Source organism: Euryhalocaulis sp. (assembly GCF_013911995.1).
GTDB classification, from domain to species: Bacteria; Pseudomonadota; Alphaproteobacteria; order Caulobacterales; family Maricaulaceae; genus Euryhalocaulis; species Euryhalocaulis caribicus.
In genome coordinates, this window is sequence record NZ_JACESD010000013.1 from 22,915 (window position 1) to 46,309 (window position 23,395).

The window sequence follows — 23,395 nt, forward strand, 5'->3', positions numbered from 1 at the left end:
GCGGCCCGGCTGACGGCGCGGTTTGATTTTCGAGATCGGATCAGTGGACGCACCGCTTCAGAATAATCGTGGACACAAAAACATACTGCGCTTGAGACGCAGCCGAATGCGACGCACCATAGGCGAGAATATGGAGGCTTTTTGATGAAACGGCTCACATCTGCAATTTGTTTCTCAGCACTGCTGTTTTCAGCAGCCGCGTCGGCGCAGGACAACCCGGAATGGGCAATCGCGCTGCATGGCGGCGCCGGCGTTATAGAGCGCGGCGACATGTCGCCCGCAATGGAGGCCGAATATCGCGCGGCGCTGGAAGACGCGTTGCGCCTTGGCGCGGGGCAGCTCGAAATCGGCGCCAGCGCGCTCGACGCGGTCGAGGTCACCATACGCACAATGGAAGATGACCCGAAATTCAATTCAGGCAAGGGCGCGGTCTTCACCGCCGCCGGCCGGAACGAACTGGACGCCTCCATCATGGACGGCGAAACGCTGAACGCCGGGGCCGTGGCCGGGGTCACGCGGGTGCGCCACCCGATTACGCTGGCCCGCCTGGTCATGACGGACAGCCCGCATGTCATGCTCGCCGGGTCCGGGGCGGAGACGTTCGCGGAAGAGGCGGGCGCCGAGCTGGTCGCGCCCTCGCATTTTTTCACCGAGCGCCGCTGGCAATCCCTGCTGCGGACCCTGGAGGAGAAAGGGCTTCCGGCCCCGGATCGTCCTGAAGGCGTTGCCGCCCCCGAAGAGGAGACGGTCGACGACGCCGCGCTGAACCTGATGGAGCGCGAGCACAAATTCGGCACGGTGGGCGTTGTCGCGGTGGACCGGGAAGGCAATATCGCCGCCGGAACGTCGACGGGCGGCACCACGGCCAAATTATGGGGCCGGGTTGGCGACTCTCCGATCATCGGCGCGGGAACTTATGCGTCCAATGAGTCCTGTGCGGTCTCGGGGACGGGAACGGGCGAATATTTCATCCGGCTGACGGTGGCCAGCGCCGTTTGTGACCACGTGAAGTATAAGGGTGAAGACATTCAGACCGCCGCCGACGCCGTTATTCACGGCGATTTGACGGAGCTTGGCGGCGATGGCGGCGTGGTGGCGATGACGCCGGACGGCGCGGTCGCGTTTTCCTTCAACACGCCGGGCATGTATCGCGGTCATCTGCGCGCCGGCGAAGAGCCGAAAGTGATGATTTACGGCGACGAGGACTAGAACGTGGCGACGCCTTCCGGCGCGCTGGATGCGGTTACCATAGAGCTTGGGGCCAGTTCGCAGATCGGGCTGACCGTCGTTCTGATGGTCATCATGTTTGCGGTGGCGCTGGCGCTGAAGGTCGAACATTTCCGCTTTTTGCGGACCGAACCCAAACGTTTCTGGGTTGGTGTCGGGGCGCAGTTGATCGGTCTGCCCTTGCTTACCCTCGGCCTGGCCTTTCTGCTTCAGCCGCCGCCCAGCGTGGCGCTTGGCATGATTGTCGTGGCGTGCTGCCCGGGCGGCAATGTCTCCAATCTCCTGACACATGTGGCAAAGGGAGAGACGGCGCTATCGGTCTCGCTGACCGCGACCTCCAGTGTCGCCGCGGCGGTCGCCACCCCCGTTTCGATCGTTTTCTGGTCCGGCCTATACCCGCCGACATCGACTCTGTTGCGCGATATCCAGCTCGATACGCTGCCTTTTGTCGTCCAGCTTATCCTGATCCTCGCCGTTCCGCTGGCCGCCGGAATGGCGGTTGCGGAAAAGGCCCCGCGCATTGCCGCGCGCATCCGTCCCTGGCTGATCGGCTTCGGTCTGGCGGTCATCGCTGCTTTGATCCTGAACGGCGTGATCACCTATTGGGATGTCGTGATTGGCGTCGGGCTGCAGGTTGTCCCGGTGGTTATTCTGCACAATGCGCTGGCGTTCGGCCTCGGCGCCGGGCTGGCGCTGGCCGCCCGTTTGCCGGGTCCGGCCGCGCGCGCAATCACTTTCGAGACGGGCATACAGAACGCCGGGCTGGGCCTGCTTATCCTGCTAAGCCAGTTCGACGGACTGGGCGGCGCGGCGGTGGTGACATCCTTCTGGAGCATCTGGCACCTGTTCGCCGGCGCGATGCTGGCCGGCGCCATACGGTTTTTTCTTGCCCGGCGGGCGCTTAAACTCTCGCCCGGCAAATAGCGGAGCATATCCATGACCCTCGACCTGAAGATCACTGGCGGCCTTGTCTATGACGGGGAGGGCGGGGAACCGCGCCGCGCCGATATCGGGATCAAGGATGGATTGATCGCGGAGATCGGCGAAAGCATCGGCGACGCCGCCGAGGAGATTGACGCTGATGGCGCAATCGTCACGCCGGGCTTTCTGGACGTGCATTCTCATTATGACGGACAGGCCAGCTGGGATCCGGTGCTTCAGCCTTCCGTCAATCATGGCGTCACGACGGCCGTCATGGGCAGTTGCGGCGTCGGGTTCGCGCCGGTGAAGCCCGCCGATCATCAACGCCTGATCGAGTTGATGGAGGGCGTAGAGGATATTCCGGGCGTGGCGCTGGCCGAGGGTATGAACTGGGACTGGGAAAGTTTCCCGGAATATATGGACGCGCTGGAGCGGCAGGACCGCACCATCAATATCGCCGCGCAGGTCACCCATGACCCGATCCGCGTCTTTGTCATGGGCGATCGCGCCGTGCACAGCGAACCGGCGACCGACGAGGACATCGCAAAGATGCGCGCCCTGACGCGGGAGGCGATGGAGGCTGGCGCGGTGGGCTTTTCAACCGGGCGCACCGATGTCCACCGCACCGCCAAGGGCGACTGGACGCCCAGCTCGGAGGCGACGATCAAGGAGCTGACGGGCATCGGCTCGGCGCTTGATGGTTTGGGGCATGGCGTTCTGCAGGCCGTCAGCGACTTCGATCTGGAGCGCGACGCGAATGCTTTCGATAGCGAATTCGATGTTATCGAGGCTTACGCCAGGTCCTCTGGCGGGAAACCGTTCTCGCTCTCTCTGATGCAGCGTGATTTCGCGCCGGACCAGTGGCTGAAAATCATCGACAGATCCGAGAAGCTGAAATCGGATGGCGTGGACGCGCATTTCCAGGTGGCGCCGCGAGGGATCGGCGTTTTCCTCGGCCTTCAATGCACTTTCCATCCGCTGATGGCGCATCCGAGCTACCAGAAGATCGCTGACAAGCCGCTGGCCGAACGCGTGAAAATCATGCGCGACCCGGACTTCAAGGCGCGGCTTCTCTCGGAAACGCCGGTCAAACTGGCCGGCCCCGGCTCTTCCGCGCCGCCGCTGGCCGATTTGCTGATCGAAAATATCGAGTTTGTCGCCATGAAGCTGTTCAAGCTGGGCGACGATCCGGACTATGAGCAACCGGCGGAAAACGCGTTGGGCGCGCAGGCCAAGGCGGAAGGCGTCAGCGTTTGGGAGAAGCTCTATGACACGGTTCTGGAGGATGACGGCAAGGCGCTGATCTATTTTCCGATCTATAATTATACGGAGATGAATTACGAGAATGTCCTGAAGATGATGCGTCATCCGCAGGCGATCCTCGGTCTCTCCGATGGCGGCGCGCATGTCGGCACGATCTGCGACGCCAGTTTTCCGACCTATTTGCTCAGCTATTGGGCGCGCGACCGTGAACGCGGCGACCGCATAGCGCCGGAGCGCGCTGTGCAGATGTTGACCGCCGATCTGGCCGATTATCTGGGCATGAAGGACCGGGGGCGGCTGAAAACCGGCCTGCGGGCCGATATCAATGTGATCGACCACGAAGCGCTGGGGTTGAAACCGCCCCGCATGGTGAAAGACCTGCCTGCAGGCGGTCAGCGCCTGCTTCAGGACGCGCGCGGCTATCGCGCCACCTTGGTCGGCGGGCAGGCGGTTATCCTCAATGATGCGGTGACGGACGCCCGCCCGGGCAAGCTGGTGCGGATGGGCCGTTAGGCCAGCGACTCCCGGCTTTCATCGGGAATTTTCCGCGCCGCTTCCAGTTCTTCTTCAAGGCGCGCGGTTTCATGCGCCCGCGCCTGGCTGAAGCGCGCGATGCCCAGATAGATCACCGGCGTCAGGAACAGGGTGAACGCGGCGGCCAGACCCAGCCCCCCAAAAACCACCCAGCCGATAGAGGCGCGCGATTCCGCGCCCGGACCGTCGGAAAGGATCAGCGGCAGCCCGCCCAGTACCGTGGACATCAGGGTCATCATGATGGGCCGCAGACGGATGGAGGCGCTTTTGGTGATTGCGTCGAACACCTCCATGCCCTGATCACGCAGCTGGTCGGCGAATTCGACCACCAGAATGCCATTTTTCGCCATCAGACCGATCAACATGACCAGCCCGATCTGGGAATAGATATTGATGGAGACCCCTGTCAGGAACAGCGCGAAAATCGCCGCTGCGATGCCGAACGGAACGGTCAGCATGACCACGATGGCGCTGGTCAGGCTTTCAAATTGCGCGGCCAGCACCAGGAACACGATCAATAATGCGATGGCGTAGGTGATCGCCACCTCGCGCGAGGTTTCCTGCAACGTGGCCGCTTCGCCCTGCGTGATCATGCTGATGCCCTCAGGCAGGCTTTCGGCCAGCGTGCGCAGGTCGTCGACGGCCGATTGCAACGGGTAGCCGGGCGCGATGCTCGACTCCACCTCGATGGCGCGGCGCTGCGCCACGCGGTCCAGCTCCGCCGCAACGCCTTCCTCGACCAGAGAGGCCAGGCTCGAAATCGGGATCAGCGCGCCGGAGTTTGACCGGACATACAGGTTCACCAAATCGCTCGGGTCGTCGATCGCGCCGGTATTGCCCTCCAGATAGATCGGGATGGCCTGGTCCTCGATATTCAGGTCGACCAGTTCATATCCGTCGATCATGGCGCGTAGGGTCGTCGCCAGATCGTCCAGCGGCACGCCCAGATCCGCGGCCCGCCGGCGATCGATGCGTACCGATAGTTGGGGCTGCGTCGGCTGATAGGAAATCTCCGGATCGGTGACGTTGGGCAGCTGTGTCTCGATCGCTTCCGAGAACGCCTTCGCCGCCTCGTAAATGTCATCATATTCGCTGCCGGTCAGCGCCACCTCGATGCCGCTTCGCCCTCCGCCGAACGACAGGCTGGACCGGCCGAACGCATTCACGCGCATGCCGGGAATCTGCGCCAGTTTCGGCGTCAATTCCTCCAGGATTTCCTGCTGGCTGCGTTCGCGGTTTTCCCAGGGGGCGAGGGGGGCCGTAATCCACACCCGGTTGAGGTCATAGCGCCCCACGATGGTGTAGATCGACTCGATCTCGCCGCTGTCCACATAGGGCCGAAGGATGGCTTCGATGCGGTCGGCCTGCCGCTCGCTATAGGTCAGGCCGACGCCATCCGGCCCGCTGGCCCAGACATAGATGGTTCCGCGGTCTTCAGAAGGCACCAGTTCCTTGTCCAGAGACGTGTAGAGCAGGCCCGCGCCCGCCGCCGCCAGAACCGCGACCCCCACCGATATCCAGGCATGGCGCAGAGCCACGCCCAGCGCGCTCTCATATTCCTGCGCCAGCCGGGAGCCGAGCGTATTGATACGCTTCCTGAGAGGGTTCTCTTCCTTGGCCGGCCGCGCCAGCCGGGCGGCCAGCGCCGGCACCAGCGTCAAAGCCACGAAAGAGGAGATCGCCACGGCGATGGCCAGCACAAAGCCGAATTCCCGGAACAGCCGCCCGGCCGTGCTGGGCATGAAGGAGATCGGCACAAAGACGGAGATCAGCACCGCGGTAGTCGCCACGACAGCGAAAAACACCTGCCGGGTTCCCAGAACCGCTGAAGCCCGCGCCCGCATGCCGCGTCCGCGCTGGCGCTGGATGTTCTCCAGAACCACGATGGCGTCATCGACGATCATCCCGGTGGCCAGGACCAGCGCCAGAAGCGTCAGCATGTTGATGGAAAAGCCCAGCAGCCAGATCGCGGCCACCGAACCGATCAGCGCCACGGGTATCGCCAGCGCGGGGATCAGCGTGGTGCGAAGCGACCCGATGAACAGCCAGATCGTCAGGAAGACGATGGCGACCGTAAACAACAGGGTGGTCAGCACTTCCTGAACCGAGCCCTTGATGAACACCGCATCGTCGGACGTCGTCACGATTTCAAGATTATCAAAGCGCTGGTTCAGCCGGTCCTGAACCTCCCGTACGCCATCGGAGATATTGATGGTGTTGGATTGCGCCTGCCGGATGATCGACATGCCGATAACCGGGCGTCCGTTCAACCGGACATAGGACATGGCGTCTTCCGGGCCGAAATAGACCTGCGCCACATCGCCGATCCGCACCGGATCGCGGATCACGATATCCTCGACCTGCTGGGCATTCACCACGGTCGCGTCGGCCCGCACGAGCAATTCCTGATCGACGGAGCGGAAACTGCCGGCCGGGACGTCGAATTGCGCGTTGCGCAGCTCCTCGGCGACGTCGCTGACCGTCAGCCCATAGCTGGTCAGCCGCAGAGGGTCGAGCACGACGCGTAACAGCCTCTGCCGGTCGCCAGACAGCGTCACTTCCGCCACGCCGTCGATGGCCAGGAATTCGGGCGACAGGTCGTTCTCGACCACGCGCGTCAGCTCGTCCTCGTCCAGCTGACCGCTGTACACGGCCAGGGAAACAACAGGTTCAGCGTCGCTGTCGGCTTTTACGACGGTCAGCTGCTCCACATCGTCGGGCAGTTCGCGTTCGACGCGGTTCACGGCCTCCCGCACGTCGGAGGCGGCAATGTCCAGATTGGTGGAGGGCGAAAATTCAATGCGGATGCGGGAATTGTTTTCTTCGCTGGAAGAGCGGATCTCCAGCACGCCGGAAACGCGCGCCACCGCGCCTTCCACGATGCTCGTCACCTCGGCGTCCATGGTTTCGGGCGAGGCGCCTGGATAGTTGGCGTTGACGCTGACGACGGGCCTGTCGACATCGGGCAGTTCGCGCACCTCGATGCCGAAGATCGCGGCGATGCCGGCAATAACGATCAGCAGATTGGCGACAAAAATCAGGATTGGCCGGTGGATCGCCAGCGACGGCAGGTCGTTTACGCTCTGATCGCTCACGGCGCCGCGACCGGCTCAGCCGGACCGGAGGCCGTGGGATCGCGCTCGTAATCCACCTGCACGCCTTCACGCATGCGCTGGACGCCTTCCTCGACCACCAGATCGCCTTCCTGAAGCGCGGCGTCGACCAGCACGCGGCCTTCCAGCCGCTGGACGATGGTGGCGGAGACGCGCTGCGCGCCGCCATCCTTTATCGCCCAGAGATAGCTGCCTTCGCCGCCCCAGAGGATGGAGACTTCCGGCACCACCGGATATTCGCGTCCCTGCAGGTCCAGGGTCATGCGGAAACTCATGCCCGGCCGCAGGCGGTCTTCCGCGTTCTCGAGCGCCGCGCGCACGGTCACCGTGCGGCTGACCGGATCCACGCGGCTGTCCAGATAGACAATCTCGCCGGACGCTTCCGGGGTTGAGGCCGTCCACGTGGCCGCCTCGACAGGGTCGCCGATATCAATGCGGGTCAGATACGCCTCGGGCACCGGGAAATCGACCAGCAGGGTTTCGCGCGCGTCCAGGCTGGCGATTTCCGTGTCCGGACCAATACGGTCGCCCGCGTCGATTTCGGTCAGGCCGATTATGCCGTCAAAAGGCGCGCGGACACTCTGGTCATAAAGCCGCTCTTCCGCCTGGTTTACGGCGATACGCGCGGCCTGCACCGCAGTCCGGGATTCGTCCATGACCAACGCAGACACCGCGCCTTCGCCCGCCTCGTCATAACGCGTCAGAATCTGTTGAGCGTTTGCCAGCTGATTGCGCGCCGCCTCCACGTCCAGCCGCTCCTGCCGGGCGTCCAGCTCGATCAGGATATCGCCTTTCTCGACGCGGTCGCCGGCGTTGAAATTCACCGCTGTGACTTCCCCGCCGACTTCCGGAAACAGGGTCACCGATTTCATGGCGCGCGCGGTGCCGACCGCCTCGATCCGCACTTCTTCCGTGCGCATGGTCACGGGGGTGACAATCACGGGAACGGAATCGCTCATCATGGCGCCGCGGCCATTGGCGGGGTCTTCCTCGCCCAGCGTAATGGTCGCGAACCTCACGAGTATCAGAAGCGCCAGAAGCGCCCCCAGCGTGATCAGCGCGAACCGCACAGCAAGACGGCTTGTCAGGTCAGGAAAGGCCATAAAGGACAATCTAGATGAACGTGCAGGGTTTTAAACGGATCAGGCGCAGAAAACCGTCGCTTGCGCCTGTAATATTCTGTTGCTGCTTTTGCCCGATTCACGATCTGGAACACAGACCCCTGTAACGGTGTTTAAAGGCCCGACGACTGTTTTTGACACGAATGGAGTAAGAAAATGCGTCGGGAACTTCTTATTAGCGCGGCCGCGGGTCTGACCCTGTTCGCCGCGGCGTGTGGCGATCAAACCGCCATGGATGAGGCTGACACTGAGGCCGAAATGGACCAGACGTCCGAAATGGCCGCCAGTGAGGACATGAATGACGCCAACGATCCGTACGCCATGGAAGACGATGGCGATATGGATGCGATGGATGATGACGCCGACAATCTCGGCCAGACCGAAGCCGTGAACGAAGTGCAGGACGCCGCATCCGGCCCCGTCGGCATGACGTCCGCGGCCGCGACGGGCGGCGACACCGAGTCCTTCATCGAGGCCGCTTCCATCGGCAACCAGTACGAGATCCAGGCTGCCGAACTGGCTCTGGAAAAGAGCGATCACGCTGACATTCAAGCGCTGGCCCAGACCATTCTGGACGACCACCAGGCGCTGGGTGAGGAATTGACGTCCACGCTGGACGCCGAAGGTCTGACCTTCACTGCGCCCGCGACGCTTGATGAACGCCGTCAGGGCCTGATCGACAATCTGCAAGCCGCCAGCGGCGAGGATTTCGACGAAACCTATCTCGACCAGCAGATTGCAGCGCATCAGGAAGCGCTGACCCTGTTCAAGGCGCAGGGCGAACGTGGCGACAACGCTGCGCTCTCCAGCCTCGCTTCCAGCTCGGTCGCGACGCTTCAGGCTCACCTTGATGAAGCCCGCGCGATCGAGGAAAGCGTGGAGAACGCCGAAGACGAAATGTAATTTCGTTCTTGTTCGAAAAAGAGCCGCCGGGCCGATCGGTCCGGCGGTTTTTTTCTGCGCGCAAGCTGAACCCCAGGCGTCAGAGCGCCTGCGCCGCAATATTAATTTCTGAATGTAAAGGGGGCTGGCGGAGAGGAAGGGATTCGAACCCTCGATACGCTTTTGACGTATACTCCCTTAGCAGGGGAGCGCCTTCGACCACTCGGCCACCTCTCCGTCGCCGGGATTAGCCGTTTCTGGTCATGCTGATCAAGTCCTTGAGGGCAGCGCGCGCACGGTAACCGCTTCTTCACCATCGCCTTTAACGCGCCCTTACCGGTCATCGGTTAAATGAAATGATCGAATTTGAATGATCAGGACCGTCGATGACCATGGCCCGCGCCGCCCGCACCCTGTCATCGCCGCCGCGCAGTCCGCGCGCCGGCGACGCGCCGCCACGGCGGATTGAGACGGCGTCGCCGGAGGATTGCCGGGCATTTGAAGACGCGCTGAACGAATCCTCGGCGCCGCGGGTGGACAATTCCAGCCAGCTATTGCGGCAGACCGGTTTCATGGCGGCGGCGCGCACGCTGGATCTTGCCATTCTCTATGCGCTGGCCGCCTCCGGGCTGGCCGCATCTGTCAGCGGGCCGTTCTGGGGCGCGCCATTCTATCTCGCCGCGCCCTGGTTTCTGGCTCCGGCCATGGTCAGCTATATTTTCACGCTCACCGGAATTTATGACTTTCTGAAGTCCAGCAGCCTGTTTGCGCATCTGGCCAAGACGTCCGCGGGATTTGCCCTCGGGGGAGGGCTGGCGGCCCTTTGGATCGCATTTTCCGGCGCGCCGATGCGACCGGTGATTCTTACGGGCGGCGCTTCGGCTGTGGCCCTGCTGGCCGTTCACGCGGCGCTATACCTGACCGCCGCGCATTTGCGCAGCTCCGGCGCCTTGCGGACGAAAGTGGTGATCGTCGGGGCGACGCCCAATGCGCGCGCCTTGATCGAAGCCAACGCGGAAACCGGCGATCTGGACGTAATCGGGGTCTTCGACGACCGCATGGATGAACGCACGCCATCGGTGATTGGCGATGCGCCCGTGATCGGCACGCTTGAAGACATGACAAGCTGGGCGCGTCTGCCGGAAGCGCGCAAGATCATCATCACCGTGACAAGCCACGCCGAGACGCGGGTCCGCCAGCTTGTGTCGCGGCTGGACGCCTTGCCTCAGCGTATTGCGCTGTTCCTGGACGTGGAGGGGACCGATCCCCGCGCCACGACGCTGTCCCGCCTTGCCGACTCTCCGATCGCCTATCTGTCCGGCGGGCCGGATTGCCGCAGCGCGGCGGTGGCCAAACGCGCGCAGGATCTGGCGATCGGCGCTCTGGGCTTTCTGGCCGTGGCGCCGGCCATGGCCGTCATCGCACTTCTGATAAAGCTGGATTCACCCGGCCCGGTTTTCTTCCGCCAGTTCCGCCACGGCTTCAATAATTCGATTATCGAGGTCTGGAAATTCCGGACCATGAGGCCCGAGGAAGCCTCCCGTCCGACACGGCAGGTGGAGGCGGACGATCCCCGCGTTACGCGCATCGGACGTTTCCTGCGCAAGACCAGCCTTGATGAGTTGCCGCAGCTTTTCAACGTGTTGCGGGGCGACATGTCGCTGGTCGGACCGCGCCCGCACGCCATCGACATGAAGACGGGCGATGTGGAGTCGCATCGTCTGGTGGCCGAATACGCGCACCGCCACCGCGTGAAGCCCGGGATCACGGGCTGGGCGGCGGTTCATGGCTCCCGCGGGCCGGTTCATACGCCTGAGGCCGTGCGCGAGCGGGTCGCCTATGACATCGAATATATCGAGCGCCAGAATGTCTGGCTGGACCTCTGGATCATGTTGATGACCGTGCCGTGCCTGCTGGGCGACCGGCTGGCGCCGCGCTGAGGCTGAACTCGCCTGTCAGGCGGTCCGGAACTTGCTTCATTCACCCTGTAGGGGAAAAGGACAGGGAATGCTGGGTCGCCACCTTCTGGGATATCTGCCGGTCAATCTTGCCCAGGTCATCGTCGGATTCGGCGGCGTCTGGGCCCTGACACGGCTGTTGGAGACCGGCGAATACGGCCAGTATGCCGTGATCATGGCGGCGATGAGCTTTCTGCACGTCCCGCTATTCACGTGGATAGAAGCCGGGGCCGCGCGGTTCTATGCGCGCGCCGCGGCGCGCGGCGAAACGCGATCCCATTTTGCAACGCTTCTGGCGATCTATGCCGCCGTGGCGTTGCCCGCCAGTCTCATTCTGGCTCTGATCACGGTCTTTGCGCCCATGCCGGAAACGATGCGCATGGCGTTCGCTTTCATGGCGGCGTCCATCCTGTTCCGGTCGCTCGTCAAGCTGGTGCTGGAATCCTATCGCGCCGAACACCGGGTGCGGCGCTATGGCCTGACCGAAACGCTGAACCTGCTGGGTGGCTTCGGCCTTGGGCTGGCCTTCATCATGTTCACGCCGCTGCGCGCCGCCGGACCGTTCGCCGGGCTTCTCTGCGCCGCCGTCGTTGTTCTGGCGTTCGAAGCGCCGAAGCTGATCAGGCGCGCTGATGCGGTGCCGGACTGGAAGCGCGCCAAAACTTACGCCCTGTATGGCCTGCCCATCTCGCTCTCGCTGATCCTGTCGCATGCCGTGGCGACGTCAGACCGCTTTCTGATCGCCTGGATTCTGGGGGATGCGTCAGTGGGCGTCTATTCCGCCGGCTATGCTCTGGCCGACCGCACGATCGACGTGTTGTTCATCTGGATCGGCCTCGCCGCCGCGCCGCTGGCGATCACGGCTTTGGAACAGGGCGGCCGGGACAAGGCGCGCGAAGCGGCCCGCCGCAACGCCATGATGATGGCGCTGGTGGGCGCGCCCGCCGCCATCGGGCTGGGCCTTGTCGCCGATCCGCTGGCGGCGGTGATGACGGGCGAGGCGTTCCGCGATCAGGCGGCGCGAATTATTCCATGGATCGCAATTTCAGGGTTTTTGAACGGCTTCATGGTCTACTACCTCCATGAGGCGTTCATTCTGGCCAAGCGCACGCGGATCATTCCGCTGGTGATGATCGCGCCGGCGGTGCTGAACGTCGCGCTGAACCTGATCCTGCTGCCGCGCATGGGCGTTATGGGCGCGGTCGTTGCGACGGTGGCGGCCTATGGTCTTGGCGCTGTTCTCAGTGGTGTCATGGGGCGGCGCTATTTTCCGCTGCCCTTGCCCTGGGGCGAATTTGCCAAGGTGGGCGCGGCGTGCGGCGTGATGGCGCTGGGCGTGTGGCTGGTTCCGGCGTTCGGGGCCGCATTTGTAACGCTTCTGGCCAAGGCGGTGGTCGGCGCAGTGATCTATGCCGCCGCCATCTGGGCCATTGATGCAGGGGAAATCCGGGCGCTTGCGGGCGAAATCATGCCCGGGCGCTTTGGCGTGAAGGAGGCTGCAGCATGAGTGAAATCCGGCTTTCCGTTCTGGTCCCTTTCTACAAGGACGACCCGACGCCGCTGATTGCGGACATGGCCCGCGCGATTCCGCTTTGCGAGTTGGGCGTGGAGCTTGTCCTTTATGATGACGGGACGGCGGACGAAACGCTGACCGAAAAGATTGAGAACGCCATTGCCAAATGCGGCTTTCCGGCGCGTCTGGTGACCGAAAAGGCCAATCGCGGCCGGGCCGAGGCGCGGAACGCGCTGGTCAGGGCCGCGAAGGCGGACAAGGTGCTGTTCCTGGACGCCGATATGCGCTTTCCGGACGACGAGTTCCTGTCGCGCTGGACCAGCGCGATTGTCGATCACGATCCGGATATCGCGTTTGGCGGCTTCGAGGCGCCTGACGACGCCTCCGCGCCGCAATACAAGCTTCATCAGGCGTTTTCGCGTTCGGCGGAATGCGCCCCGGCGGTTGTCCGCGCCGAAGATCCCGCGCGGCACCTCTACACGTCCAATCTCCTGGTCCGGAAATCGGTTCTGGCGGCGCAGCCCTTTGATGCGGGTTTCGCGGGCTGGGGATGGGAGGACATGGAATGGGCGGCCCGTGCGGCGCACCATTTCACCATCCTGCACATCCAGAACCCGGCCATTCATGCCGGACTCGAGACCGAGGAAGGTCTGCTGGACCGCTATCAGAATTCCGGCGCCAACTATGCCCGTTTTGTCAGCCTTCACCCGGATATCGCCGCGCGTATGCCGCTTTACCGCTGGGCAAAGCTGCTGCGCCGCACGCCGGGTCAGCGGGCCTGCCGTCCGGTCCTGTCACGCATAGTGCGCGCCCCGGCGCCGGTCGATGTCCGTGTGGCGGCGCTGAAGCTCTGGCGCGCCAGCTGGTACGGGGATGCCCTGCCGTGAGCGAAGGGGTCTATCAGCCAGCGCGCGGCGTCGGCGCCAAGATAGCCCGGCGCGGACGCTATGCACTGGGCCGCAGCCATGCGCTGTGCCGTCCGGCGCGCGGCGTGCTGACGATCTGTTTTGACGATTTTCCCAAGTCGGCTGCCGCCAATGGCGCGCCGGCGCTGGAGGCATTCGGGGCGCGGGGGACGTATTTTGCGTCCGGCGGGTTCGCGGGCGGCCAGGACCATACCGGATTGATGTTCGATGCCGGGGACGTGATCGGCCTGTCGCGGCGGGGCCATGAAATCGGCTGTCATACGTTTTCCCATCTCGATTGCGCGCAGGCGAGCGTCGAGGACGTTATCGCCGATGTCGAACGGAATGCCCGCGCTCTGCAAGCGATGGGGCTGGACAGGAATCTGGAAAGCTTCGCTTTTCCCTATGGCGAAGCGTCGCCGGCGGCCAAACGGGCCTTGGCGCAGAAATTCACGGCGATCCGGGGCGTCCGCGCCGATCTCAATCGCGGTTCATGTGATCGCGGACTGCTGAAGTCAGCCTGTATCGATGGCGGCGAGGCGCAAATTGATCGCGCTACAGGGCTGATCGCCGCCGCGGCGCGCAACCCGGCCTGGGTTGTCCTGTTCGCACATGGCGTGGAGCATTCGGAGGGCGACTGGGCCTGTACGCCGGATCAGCTTTCGACATGCCTGCGGGCGGCGCGGGCGGTCGGGCTGAATGTTCTGACGTTTGGCGAAGCCGCGAAGGTCTGCCTGACGCCTCAGGCCGCGCGACGTGGTCTGGCCAGCTGGTTCACCACCAGCCCGGCGGGCAAGCCGCCACGGGCCTCGACCTCTTCAGCCAGAACGTGAGCCTGTTCGGCGCTTTTTTCCGTTCCATCGACCACGAAAACGACAGCATCGGCCTCCCCGTAGAGCGCAAACCCGGCGCGTGAGCGTTCGGGCGAGGGGGCGTCGATCACGGCGAGGTCCACGACGTCGCGCACGGCCTCCCAGTAGTCATGCGCGGCGCGCACCTTGATTCGCGTGCCCGGAGCGGCCGCTCTGGCGTTGAAGCGGGAGACGAACAGGCGCGAGCGGCCGACGCGGTGCAGCGTCAGCGCCGATTTGGCGTCCGTGTCATTGTCGAATTTCCAGAACGCATCCTTGTTCAGGCTGGCGTCCAGCGGCGCGCCGGGCGGGCCGAACTTGCGCACCATGCCGGGCGCGGCGAAGGCGCGATACTGGCTGTTTGCAAGGAAATCGAGATCATAGAGCCAGACGCCGCGCTGTGACTTGCGGGCGGCCAGCCGGGCAAATTCCCGCGTGATCAGCGACAGTCCGGCATGGCGATTGGGGGCCGTGAACAGAATCACCCAGCCGCGCCCGGTATCGGGGCGCGTGCGCTCCAGACTGTGCACAAGCTGGCTGAGGTCTTCGGTCAGGTCGATCAAGGGCAAAACTCCACGCCGCACAGGCTAGGGCCGCGTGGTTAACGCGATCCTATCGCAACAGTCCGTTCAGGCGGGATTGCGGCGAACCATCGCAAGAACGGGCAGGCGTTCTTTCGGCGGGGCCTCGTAATGATGGACGTGGGTGACGTCTTCGCGATGGGATCCACGGTTGTCGCGGCGTTTCCGCCGCGCCGGCGCGGCGCCCGGCGGGGGCGTCAGGAAAGCGTGCAGAAGACCGGCGACCAGCGCCAGGAACCCGGCGACCAAAAGCACGCCGGCGAAGGCGACCTTCTTGATGCTGTGGCCCTGCGTCGGCGCTTCGGCGGTCTCGACGATGCGGACATTATCGGCGGCGTCGGCGGTCAGGTCGCGCAGGGCGCGGGTCTGTTCCTGCCGCTCGGCCACCTGGTCCAGCGTGGTCTGGATGGCGCGCACGCGGCGGGCCCGGCGCTCATATTCCGGGGCGAGATTTTGCAGGCGCAGCTGTTCGTCGCGGATATCGCGGAGCTGGCCGTTCAGGGCGGTGACGCGCTGGGCGAGGGCGCGCACCTGCGCCTCGGCTTCAAGGCTGTCGCTTTCCAGCGCCTGACGAATCGGGTTCGGGCCGACACGGCGCATGCCGGCGCCTTCGCCCCCGCCGGAGGCGAGGAAGCGGCGGAAGCCTTCAATTTGCTGTTCGACTTCACGAACCGGCGTGGCGTCTGGCTTGTAGCGGGTCAGAAGGTCCTGCCGCTCCATTTCCAGTTCGAGAAGCCGTCCGGTCGCATCATTCTCGACATATTGCTCGATCTCCTGCGGCACGCCGGTCAGGTCGCCATTGATGGAGGAAAGACGGGCGCGCCATTGCGCCAGATCGGCTTCGGCCTGAAGCAGGTCATTGGCGACGCGAGCTTCGCGGTCGCGCAGGGCCTGCCGGGCGCCTTCGAAATCACCAAGGCCGGAATCGCTGAGGAAAACTTCAAGCTCGTTGTTCGCTTCCTCCAGTCGGGATTCGTAGAGATCGCGCGGCGTATCCGCATCGGACTCGATTTCGCCCAGAAGGACGTCGCGGCGATATTGCAGATATTCCTGGATCAGCGTGTTCAGGAATTCGGCGGCGACCTGCGGGTCGTCATGGGTGAAGCTGACATCGATGATCGAGGTGTTGGGCGCGGCGCCGGCGCCCAGATTGGCGCGCACCGTGCGGATGGCCGCGCCGAAAATCTCCCGCCGTTCCGACGGGGAGGCTTCGGCATATTCATTGGCGAGTTCCGGATAGATCTCGCGCAGGCCGATTTCGTTGAGAACGCGGGTCTTCAACTGGTCGGCGCGCAACAGGCCGATTTCGGACTGGATGATCTGTTCCAGATTGAAGCTCTCGCCCCGGCCGCCATCACCCAGAAGCGGCTGATAGACATAGGCGTCGTCATACCGAACCAGCAGCGAAGCCTTGGCCGTGTAGGACTTTTCCAGCTGCATCACCAGAATGAGCCCCGCCAGCGCCACGATCAGGAAGGTCGCGATCATCAGCCAGCGCTCCCGCCACAGCATCAGGGCGAGCACGCGGTAGCCGTCATTCGCGGGCGGTTGGTTCGAGGCGGACATTCGGGCCTTTCAGAGCCGGATCGGCGGATATTTATCCAAGGCCAGACAATCAGGCTGCCGTGTTTAAATTTTCCTTATCCTTTCGGATTAAGTTTGCGCGCATGAGCCCGCGTTATCTGCTTTTCGCGCCCCTTATCCTTGCCGGATGCATGTCCGGTCCGGACCGTTATTCCTATCAAGGCGTCCAGCCGCGCCCGGTTGGCGGCGAGGCGATGGTGCGCGGGGCGGGGCCTTCGCGCGCCGCGGCGTTCCAGTCATGGTCGTCGCAGGCGCCGGCCTACCGGCTCTATCCCGGAGACGAGGTGGAAGTCCGGGTGCCGAGCGCGCCGGAGCTGAGCCAGACCGTGACGGTGGCGCCGGACGGCAATGTCCGTTTTCCGCTGGCCGGGACGATCCCGGCGACCGACCGGACGCTGGGCGAATTCGAATCCCTGATGGCGCAAGCTTTGTCGAGCCAGCTGCTTCGGCCGCAGGTCCAGGCCATTCCGGCGAGCTTCGGTTCGCAGCGCGTGCTGGTGCTGGGTGAAGTGGGGCAGCCGGGGCTTTATGATCTGCCGGGGCCGATCGGCGCGCTGGAGGCCGTGGCGATCGCCGGCGGCTTCGAGGATACGGCGAACCGCAGCGAAGTCGGCATAATCCGGCGCGCGCCGGATGGCGGCGCCATGTTGCGCGCCGTAGATCTGAAAGCGTCCCTGAGAGGGGGCGAGGGCGGCGACAGCATTCCGCTGCAACGCTTTGATATCGTTTATGTGCCGAAGTCCGGGATCGCGGATGCGAACCTGTTCGTACAGCAATATATCCGCGACCTTCTGCCGTTCAATCTCGGCTTCTCGTACGCGGCGGGCAGCGCCTACAACTAGGCGGTCTTGCAGAAAAGAAGGGAAGGAATGGGGCCGCGCCTAGTGGGCGCGGCCGATCGTGCGCGCAGGGCGCGTCGAGAGCCATTCACGCGCGGCCCGCTGGGCTGCGGCGATTTCGTTGGAGGACATTTCCTGAGCCAGTTCGGCGCGGTAGGTCTTCGCGGCGTCATTGCCCATCAGGGCCGCCAGGTTGAACCATTTGTGCGCCTCGACATAGTCGGAGCATTCGCCTTCGCCAGCGGAGTAGATCAGACCCAGTTGATAGAGGTCTTCCCCGCTGGGGTTTCCGGAAAGCGAGCGCGAAGCTTCGCGCATTTCAAAGTCGGTGTAAGCCATTTCACTCATCCCATCGCTGTTTTGCGATTGGCGTTCCGTGCGAGCTTCTCCGGCCCTGTTCATTCGGATCGCCAGTGCGACCGTTTCAACAATTCACGCCCTTTGTTCTCTCCAGGCGCATAGGGAGAATTGAATCGGTCCACTTGAAAAAGAGTTAAGCTTGACAGGGTCCAAAAATATTTTTGCGGATTCTATGGATTGATTCGTTTTTGCGGCTTTTGGGACACAGTTCAGGCTCCGCAGGTCCTGTGACCTCGGAGGCGTGAGCAAGTGAGGGAAGCGGCGCGCGTTTCGGAGCGCTGGCCGTATTCACTTATTGATTGCTTTGCGAACCGAAGCTGCGCGCCGCTGACGTTTGAACCTGCCTGAAGTTGGCCTTGCGACCGTTTTTCCTTCGCAGTCCCTTCCGACAGGCCGGAGCGATCATCGGGCAAGGTCTCCTCCCGCGACACCTCCGGCGCCGTTCCCCGCCCCATGCGACCCGAGCTCATGGTCCCTCGCGGCGGCGAACAGGAGGGAGTATGGCTCAAGCGGGGACCCGGTCTGATATTTCCGTGTTTGTCCCCGCTTTCCGGCCCTTCGAGACGCCGCGCCTTTGGCGCGGCTCCTCAGGGGAAGGGTGATAGAATGGGCAAGGAAAACAAGAACCTCACATTCCAAGCCTTAGCCTGAGGAGCCCGGGAGGGCGTCTCGAAGGCGAACTCCAGAGAGCGCAAACTTCCTCTGGAAACCCGGCGCTATTTCCGCGCGCGCTGGCCGAAGAGAACCTTCTTGGCGTCTTCGGATTCCTTTGAGCCGTCGTCGAGGCGTTTGCGGAGGTCCTTGCCGAGGGCGCGGCCGCGCTGGACGGCGGGACGGTCGCCGACGCGTTTCAGCCAAGCCTTGAGGTTGGGGAATTCCTCGATGTCCTGTCCCTGGCCTTCGGGCAGGACCCAGGGCCAGATCGCCATATCGGCGATGGAATAGTCGCCGGCGACGTAGTCGCGGTCCTTCAGGCGCGTATCGAGCACGCCATAGAGGCGATGCACCTCATCGGTGTAACGGTTGATGCCGTATTCGATCTTTTCGGGCGCGTAGTTGCGGAAATGGTGCGCCTGTCCGGCCATGGGGCCGAGGCCGCCCATCTGCCAGAACAGCCATTGTTCGACTTCGACGCGGGCGCGCTCATCTGTGGGATAGAACTGGCCGGTCTTGCGGCCGAGATACTGGAGGATGGCGCCGGATTCGAAGACGCTGACCGGTTTCCCGTCCGGGCCGTCGGGGTCGATGATGGCGGGCATGCGGTTATTGGGGCTGATCTTCAGGAAGTCCGGCTCGAATTGCTCGCCCTTGCCGATATTGACGGGTTTGAGCGTGTAGGGCGTGGCGGTTTCCTCCAGAAAAATGGAGACTTTCCAGCCATTGGGCGTGGGCCAGTAATAAAGTTCGATAGGATCAGCCATGATTCTTCGCGTCTTTCTTTGTTCGCCTGACGTGACCCAAGCAGATAGGAAGGCGCGCCGCGCATGACCACCGCCGACAGTTCGCAAAATCGTGAAGGCCCGTTGAAGGGCGTGCGCATTGTGGAGTTTGCGGGGATCGGCCCGGCGCCGTTTGCCTGCATGCTGCTGGCCGATCTGGGGGCGGACATTATCCGCGTGGACCGCGCCGGCGCGCCGGACCCGACGGCGAAAGAAGTGCATCTGCGCGGGCGGCCGACCCTGAAGCTGGACCTGAAAAGCGATGAGGCGCGGCAGACCTGCCTGTCGCTGTGCGGGAAGGCGGACATCCTGATCGAAGGGTTCCGGCCGGGCGTGATGGAGCGTCTGGGGCTGGGGCCGGAGGCGGCGCTGGAGGCCAATCGGGCGCTGGTCTATGGCCGCATGACCGGCTGGGGGCAAGACGGGCCGCTGGCGCACGCCGCGGGGCATGACCTCAACTATATCGCGCTGACCGGGGCGCTGGACGCCATCGGGACGCCGGAGCGGCCCGTGCCGCCGCTGAACCTGGTCGGGGATTTCGGGGGCGGGTCGCTGTACCTGATCATGGGCGTGCTGGCGGCGCTGACCCATGCGCGGACTACCGGCGAAGGACAGGTGGTGGACGCGGCCATCGTGGACGGGGCGTCCAGCCTGATGGGGATTTTCCACTGGCTGAAGGCGGAGGGGCTGTGGGGCGCAGCGCGGGGTCAAACCCTGCTGGATGGCGGCGCGCCCTTTTATGACGTTTACAAGTGCGCGGACGGGAAGTTCGTGTCCGTCGCCGGGCTGGAGCCGCATTTCTACGCGAAGATGCTGGAGATCATGGGGCTGGCGGACGACCCGGTTCTGGCCCAGCGAGACGATCCGGCGGCGTGGGACGATGTGAAGGTGCGGCTGGCGGAGATTTTCGCCACGAAGACGCGGGCGGAATGGACGCAATTGCTGGAAGGCTCCGATGCGTGCTTTGCGCCGGTGCTGTCGCTGGAAGAGGTTCCGGAGCATCCGCATATGAAAGCGCGGGGCAGCGTGGTGGAGCGGGATGGCCAGACCCAGCCCGCGCCCGCGCCGCGGTTTTCACGGACGCCGGGGGAAATCCACGAGGGCGGAAGCGCGGACGCTGCGATGGAGCGGTGGGGGCTGGGGTAGCGCTTTATTTTGCGTCGCCCCTTTGAGACGCCGCTTCGCGGCTCCTCAGGGTGAGGGGTTCAGAACTAACAATCTGATCCCTTATGCTGAGAAGCGGGTGAAGCCCGCGTCTCGAAGCAGGTGTCCAGCCTGATTATTCCCCGTGAAACCGCATTGCGACGCGTTCCAGCGTCAGGCCCTGTACGATGATTGAGAACAGGACGACGGCGTAGCAGGCCAGCAGCAGCGGCTCCTTATAGGGCGAGGGCGGCAGGGAAAGCGCCAGCGCCACCGAGATGCCGCCATGCAAGCCGCCCCATGTCATGATGGGGAGGGCGCCTTTGGGGCGATCCTTCATCAAATTGAAGGTGAAAAGCGGCGCGGCGAGCGAGACGAAGCGCACGGCCAGCGCCAGCGGAATGGCCAGCAGGGCGGCGATGAACCAGGAGCCCTGAAAGGTCAGGGCCACGATCTCGAACCCGATCAGGACGAAGAGGATGGAGTTCATCACCTCGTCCACCAGCGTCCAGAACTGAAAGAGATGTTCCTCGGTCTTCGAGCTCATGGCGAACATGCGGCCCTGATTGCCGAGGAACAGGCCCGCCAGCACCACGGCCAGCGGCGCGGAGACGTGCAGGATATGGCCGAGCGAGGCGATGCCGGTGACCAGCGCCAGCGTGATCAGGATCTCCGTCTCGTAATGATCGACATGGCGCATCAGTCCGTAGGAAGCGAGACCGGCCAGAATTCCCAGAACGATGCCGCCGCCGGCCTCCTGAAGGAAGAAGAGCGCGGCGCTCTGCACGGTGACATCGCCCGCGCCGTGATCTCCGCCGCCGCCCGTGGCGACCAGCACGGCGAGGCTGAACACGACGATGGCGACGCCGTCATTGAACAGGCTTTCGCCCGTAATCTCGGTGGTGAGCGATTCCGGGAGGCCGAGGCGCTTGAGGATGGCGAGGACCGCGATGGGGTCCGTGGGCGAGATCAGCGCGCCGAAGACCAGGCACCATTTCAACGGGATCGCCGCGCCCGCCAGCATGAAGACGCCATACATGCCAAAGCCGATGAGAGCGGTGGAGATGACCACGCCGACCGTGGCGAGGATAAGAACCGACCATTTGCGGCTCATCAGGTCCGGCAGGTTCACCGTCAGCGCGCCGGCAAACAGCAGGAAAACCAGCATGCCTTCGAGAATCACCTCTGAAAGTTCGAGGTTTTCCAGGAAGGCGCGGGCGGTCTCCGTGAGGCCGAGGCCGGGCGCGACATGGCTGACCGCGATGATCAGTATGGAGGCCAGCAGCGACACCACGACCAGACCGATCGTGTGCGGCAGCTTGAAAATCTTCACGTTCAGCCAGCCGAAAAGGGCGGTGGCGAGAAACAGGAGGGCGGCGAAATCTATGAGGACGGAGACGTGCAGCATGGCGCCAAGCTGGCCCGCCCCTGCGAGGGGGTCAACGCGAAATCGAACGGGCCGCTTGCGCGGGGCGCGGGGCGTGTTAAGTCCGCTGGCATGAAACAGACAGGCGCCCGCCACCTCATCGATGCGCTCATCGCGCAGGGATGTAATCGAATTTTCTGTGTTCCCGGCGAATCCTACCTGGCGGCGCTCGACGCGCTGGCCGACCGGAAGGATGCGATCGAGCTGATCGTTTGCCGGCACGAGGCCAGCGCGGCGAACATGGCCGAAGCGCACGGCAAGCTGACCGGGCGGCCCGGCGTGTGTTTCGTCACGCGCGGCCCCGGCGCGACGCAGGCCGCGGTGGGCGTGCATACGGCGCAACAGGATTCGACGCCGATGCTGTTGCTGGTCGGGCAGGTCCGGCGCGAGGACGAGGGGCGCGAGGCGTTCCAGGAGCTGGACTACAACAAGGCGTTCGACGGTATCGCCAAGCTGGGATTCGAGATCCGCGACGCGGCGCGGGTGCCCGAGCAGATGATGCGGGCCTATGCGGCGGCGACGAACGGGCGGCCCGGCCCGGTCGTGGTGGCGTTCCCCGAGGACATGCTGCGCGATGAAGTCGATGCCGAACCGGCGGCGGCGCTGGTTGAGGCGCGGTCCGGGGTTTCCGACGAGACGGCGCGCGAGGTGGCGGAGGCGTTGAGCGCGGCGGAAAAACCGCTGGTCATGGTCGGCGGACCGGGCTGGAGCCATGAGTCGGCGAAGGCGCTGCACGGGCTGGCCGAGGCGTTCGACGTTCCGGTGATTTCCGCCTTCCGGGCCAAGCAGATCATGGACAACACGCACAGCCACTATGTCGGCGAGGCCGGGATCGGCTGTAATCCCGAGCTGATCGCGCGGATGCGGGAATGCGATTTGCTTCTGGTCATCGGGGCGCGGCTGGGGGAGATGACCACCCAGTCCTATGACTTGTTCGAAACGCCCGGCGGGGCGGCGGACAAGCTGATCCACGTGCATCCGGGCGGCGAGGAGCTGGGCCGGGTGTATCGTCCGAAACTGGCGATTACGGCGCGCCCGTCCGCTTTCATTGCTGCGCTGGGCAAGTTTGCGCCGCAGGCGTCGGACCAGAGCGAATGGCGCAAGGCGGCGCGGGCGGACTATGAAAAATGGATCGCGCCGGTGCCGGTGACGGGGGATCTGAACCCGTCAGAGATTTACGCCATGCTGTCCGAAAAGCTGGGGCATGAGGCTGTGCTGACCAACGGGGCGGGGAATTTCGCCGCCTGGCTGCACCGCTTCTACCAGCATCGCTGCTTCCCTTCGCAACTTGCGCCGACCTCCGGCGCGATGGGCTATGGCGTGCCGGCGGCGATTGCGGCGAAGCTGGAATATCCGGACCGTCCGGTGATCGGCGTGGCCGGTGACGGCGACTTTATGATGGCGGTGGCGGAGCTGGCCACGGCGGTACGCTATGGCATCAATGTTGTATTTCTTTTATTTGATAACGGGACTTACGGCACAATTCGCATGCACCAGGCGAAGACTTATCCGGGCCGGGTCAGCGGCACAGAGCTGACCAATCCGGACTTCAAGGCGATGGCGGAATCCTTCGGCGCAGCGGGTTTCCGCGTGCGAACGACCAAGGATTTCGAGGCTGCGTTCGACAAGGCGCTGGGCTGTGGCAAGCCGGCGCTGATCCACATTATCCAGTCGCTTGAGGACATCGCGCCCGGAAAGCGGCTGTCCGAGATGGAAAGCTGAAGGAGACCCTCAC

The 23,395-nt window shown here is 64.0% G+C and carries 18 protein-coding genes and 1 tRNA gene; 11 read left to right on the top strand and 8 right to left on the bottom strand.

The window, feature by feature from the left end; translation table 11 throughout:
* Positions 1-144 precede the first annotated feature (144 nt).
* From H2040_RS05260 to H2040_RS05270, 3 genes are read left to right on the top strand one after another with little or no spacing between them, the layout of a single operon-like run.
* Complete coding sequence (locus H2040_RS05260) at positions 145-1,209, top strand: isoaspartyl peptidase/L-asparaginase family protein (protein ID WP_287155680.1); 1,065 nt, start codon at positions 145-147, stop codon at positions 1,207-1,209.
* A gap of 3 nt (positions 1,210-1,212) precedes the next feature.
* The gene (locus H2040_RS05265; RefSeq protein ID WP_287155689.1) at positions 1,213-2,151 is read left to right on the top strand and encodes a bile acid:sodium symporter family protein; all 939 of its coding nucleotides are present in this window, start codon (positions 1,213-1,215) and stop codon (positions 2,149-2,151) included.
* Between the two features lie 12 nt (positions 2,152-2,163).
* Positions 2,164-3,924, top strand: a complete 1,761-nt coding sequence (locus H2040_RS05270) for an N-acyl-D-amino-acid deacylase family protein (protein ID WP_287155697.1) — start codon at positions 2,164-2,166, stop codon at positions 3,922-3,924.
* On the opposite strand, the gene H2040_RS05275 is transcribed toward H2040_RS05270, so the two are convergent.
* Positions 3,921-7,040 (bottom strand): efflux RND transporter permease subunit, encoded by a 3,120-nt coding sequence (locus H2040_RS05275; RefSeq protein WP_287155699.1) that lies wholly within the window; start codon positions 7,038-7,040, stop codon positions 3,921-3,923. The two genes, H2040_RS05270 and H2040_RS05275, sit on opposite strands and share 4 nt — an antisense overlap.
* On the bottom strand, positions 7,037-8,161 hold the full coding sequence (locus tag H2040_RS05280) for an efflux RND transporter periplasmic adaptor subunit (RefSeq protein WP_022699200.1): 1,125 nt from the start codon (positions 8,159-8,161) through the stop codon (positions 7,037-7,039). The genes H2040_RS05275 and H2040_RS05280 overlap by 4 nt, the downstream gene beginning before the upstream one ends.
* 174 nt (positions 8,162-8,335) lie before the next feature.
* Between H2040_RS05280 and H2040_RS05285 the strand changes: the two genes are divergently transcribed.
* The gene (locus tag H2040_RS05285) at positions 8,336-9,082 is read left to right on the top strand and encodes a DUF4142 domain-containing protein (protein WP_287155714.1); all 747 of its coding nucleotides are present in this window, start codon (positions 8,336-8,338) and stop codon (positions 9,080-9,082) included.
* 125 nt (positions 9,083-9,207) lie between these two features.
* Here the strand turns inward: H2040_RS05285 and H2040_RS05290 are convergent.
* Positions 9,208-9,298 (bottom strand) — tRNA-Ser (locus tag H2040_RS05290).
* A 149-nt stretch (positions 9,299-9,447) separates the two neighbouring features.
* Between H2040_RS05290 and H2040_RS05295 the strand changes: the two genes are divergently transcribed.
* The 4 genes from H2040_RS05295 (at position 9,448) to H2040_RS05310 (ending at position 14,270) form a co-directional block, all read left to right on the top strand.
* Positions 9,448-11,001 (top strand): exopolysaccharide biosynthesis polyprenyl glycosylphosphotransferase, encoded by a 1,554-nt coding sequence (locus H2040_RS05295; protein WP_287155720.1) that lies wholly within the window; start codon positions 9,448-9,450, stop codon positions 10,999-11,001.
* A 67-nt stretch (positions 11,002-11,068) separates the two neighbouring features.
* A complete protein-coding gene (locus H2040_RS05300; protein WP_287155722.1) occupies positions 11,069-12,526 on the top strand; it encodes a lipopolysaccharide biosynthesis protein in 1,458 nt (485 codons plus the stop codon).
* Complete coding sequence (locus H2040_RS05305) at positions 12,523-13,419, top strand: glycosyltransferase family 2 protein (RefSeq protein WP_287155724.1); 897 nt, start codon at positions 12,523-12,525, stop codon at positions 13,417-13,419. Before H2040_RS05300 ends, H2040_RS05305 begins: the two co-directional genes overlap by 4 nt.
* The gene (locus tag H2040_RS05310) at positions 13,416-14,270 is read left to right on the top strand and encodes a polysaccharide deacetylase family protein (protein WP_287155726.1); all 855 of its coding nucleotides are present in this window, start codon (positions 13,416-13,418) and stop codon (positions 14,268-14,270) included. Before H2040_RS05305 ends, H2040_RS05310 begins: the two co-directional genes overlap by 4 nt.
* Here the strand turns inward: H2040_RS05310 and H2040_RS05315 are convergent.
* Positions 14,180-14,851, bottom strand: coding sequence for a P-loop NTPase family protein (locus H2040_RS05315; RefSeq protein ID WP_287155728.1), 672 nt, complete (start codon positions 14,849-14,851; stop codon positions 14,180-14,182). The genes H2040_RS05310 and H2040_RS05315 overlap by 91 nt on opposite strands.
* Positions 14,852-14,917: 66 nt before the next feature.
* Positions 14,918-16,435: a GumC family protein gene (locus H2040_RS05320; RefSeq protein ID WP_287155736.1), complete on the bottom strand. Its 1,518-nt coding sequence runs from the start codon at positions 16,433-16,435 to the stop codon at positions 14,918-14,920.
* A gap of 101 nt (positions 16,436-16,536) precedes the next feature.
* On the opposite strand from H2040_RS05320, the gene H2040_RS05325 reads away from it, so the two are divergent.
* Positions 16,537-17,295, top strand: coding sequence for a polysaccharide biosynthesis/export family protein (locus tag H2040_RS05325; protein ID WP_287155745.1), 759 nt, complete (start codon positions 16,537-16,539; stop codon positions 17,293-17,295).
* 39 nt (positions 17,296-17,334) lie between these two features.
* On the opposite strand, the gene H2040_RS05330 is transcribed toward H2040_RS05325, so the two are convergent.
* Both H2040_RS05330 and H2040_RS05335 read right to left on the bottom strand, forming a co-directional pair.
* Positions 17,335-17,631 (bottom strand): SEL1-like repeat protein, encoded by a 297-nt coding sequence (locus H2040_RS05330; protein WP_022698106.1) that lies wholly within the window; start codon positions 17,629-17,631, stop codon positions 17,335-17,337.
* 737 nt (positions 17,632-18,368) lie between these two features.
* Complete coding sequence (locus H2040_RS05335) at positions 18,369-19,073, bottom strand: glutathione S-transferase N-terminal domain-containing protein (RefSeq protein WP_287155756.1); 705 nt, start codon at positions 19,071-19,073, stop codon at positions 18,369-18,371.
* A 63-nt stretch (positions 19,074-19,136) separates the two neighbouring features.
* Here H2040_RS05335 and H2040_RS05340 point away from each other — a divergent pair, with 63 nt between their 5' ends.
* Positions 19,137-20,237 (top strand): CaiB/BaiF CoA transferase family protein, encoded by a 1,101-nt coding sequence (locus H2040_RS05340; protein ID WP_287155764.1) that lies wholly within the window; start codon positions 19,137-19,139, stop codon positions 20,235-20,237.
* 133 nt (positions 20,238-20,370) lie between these two features.
* Here the strand turns inward: H2040_RS05340 and H2040_RS05345 are convergent, their stop codons facing one another.
* Positions 20,371-21,642: a cation:proton antiporter gene (locus H2040_RS05345; RefSeq protein WP_287155783.1), complete on the bottom strand. Its 1,272-nt coding sequence runs from the start codon at positions 21,640-21,642 to the stop codon at positions 20,371-20,373.
* 90 nt (positions 21,643-21,732) lie between these two features.
* Here H2040_RS05345 and H2040_RS05350 point away from each other — a divergent pair, with 90 nt between their 5' ends.
* A complete protein-coding gene (locus tag H2040_RS05350; RefSeq protein ID WP_287155792.1) occupies positions 21,733-23,382 on the top strand; it encodes a thiamine pyrophosphate-dependent enzyme in 1,650 nt (549 codons plus the stop codon).
* Positions 23,383-23,395: the final 13 nt, after the last annotated feature.

Bases quoted from the DNA above. Each gene is read 5' to 3' on its own strand.
- H2040_RS05345 (WP_287155783.1), bottom strand. From the start codon at position 21,642: ATGCTGCACGTCTCCGTCCTCATAGATTTCGCCGCCCTCCTGTTTCTC.
- H2040_RS05280 (WP_022699200.1), bottom strand. From the start codon at position 8,161: ATGGCCTTTCCTGACCTGACAAGCCGTCTTGCTGTGCGGTTCGCGCTG.
- H2040_RS05300 (WP_287155722.1), top strand. From the start codon at position 11,069: ATGCTGGGTCGCCACCTTCTGGGATATCTGCCGGTCAATCTTGCCCAG.
- H2040_RS05305 (WP_287155724.1), top strand. From the start codon at position 12,523: ATGAGTGAAATCCGGCTTTCCGTTCTGGTCCCTTTCTACAAGGACGAC.
- H2040_RS05330 (WP_022698106.1), bottom strand. From the start codon at position 17,631: ATGGCTTACACCGACTTTGAAATGCGCGAAGCTTCGCGCTCGCTTTCC.
- H2040_RS05325 (WP_287155745.1), top strand. From the start codon at position 16,537: ATGAGCCCGCGTTATCTGCTTTTCGCGCCCCTTATCCTTGCCGGATGC.
- H2040_RS05260 (WP_287155680.1), top strand. From the start codon at position 145: ATGAAACGGCTCACATCTGCAATTTGTTTCTCAGCACTGCTGTTTTCA.
- H2040_RS05320 (WP_287155736.1), bottom strand. From the start codon at position 16,435: ATGTCCGCCTCGAACCAACCGCCCGCGAATGACGGCTACCGCGTGCTC.
- H2040_RS05335 (WP_287155756.1), bottom strand. From the start codon at position 19,073: ATGGCTGATCCTATCGAACTTTATTACTGGCCCACGCCCAATGGCTGG.
- H2040_RS05340 (WP_287155764.1), top strand. From the start codon at position 19,137: ATGACCACCGCCGACAGTTCGCAAAATCGTGAAGGCCCGTTGAAGGGC.
- H2040_RS05270 (WP_287155697.1), top strand. From the start codon at position 2,164: ATGACCCTCGACCTGAAGATCACTGGCGGCCTTGTCTATGACGGGGAG.
- H2040_RS05285 (WP_287155714.1), top strand. From the start codon at position 8,336: ATGCGTCGGGAACTTCTTATTAGCGCGGCCGCGGGTCTGACCCTGTTC.
- H2040_RS05295 (WP_287155720.1), top strand. From the start codon at position 9,448: ATGACCATGGCCCGCGCCGCCCGCACCCTGTCATCGCCGCCGCGCAGT.
- H2040_RS05350 (WP_287155792.1), top strand. From the start codon at position 21,733: ATGAAACAGACAGGCGCCCGCCACCTCATCGATGCGCTCATCGCGCAG.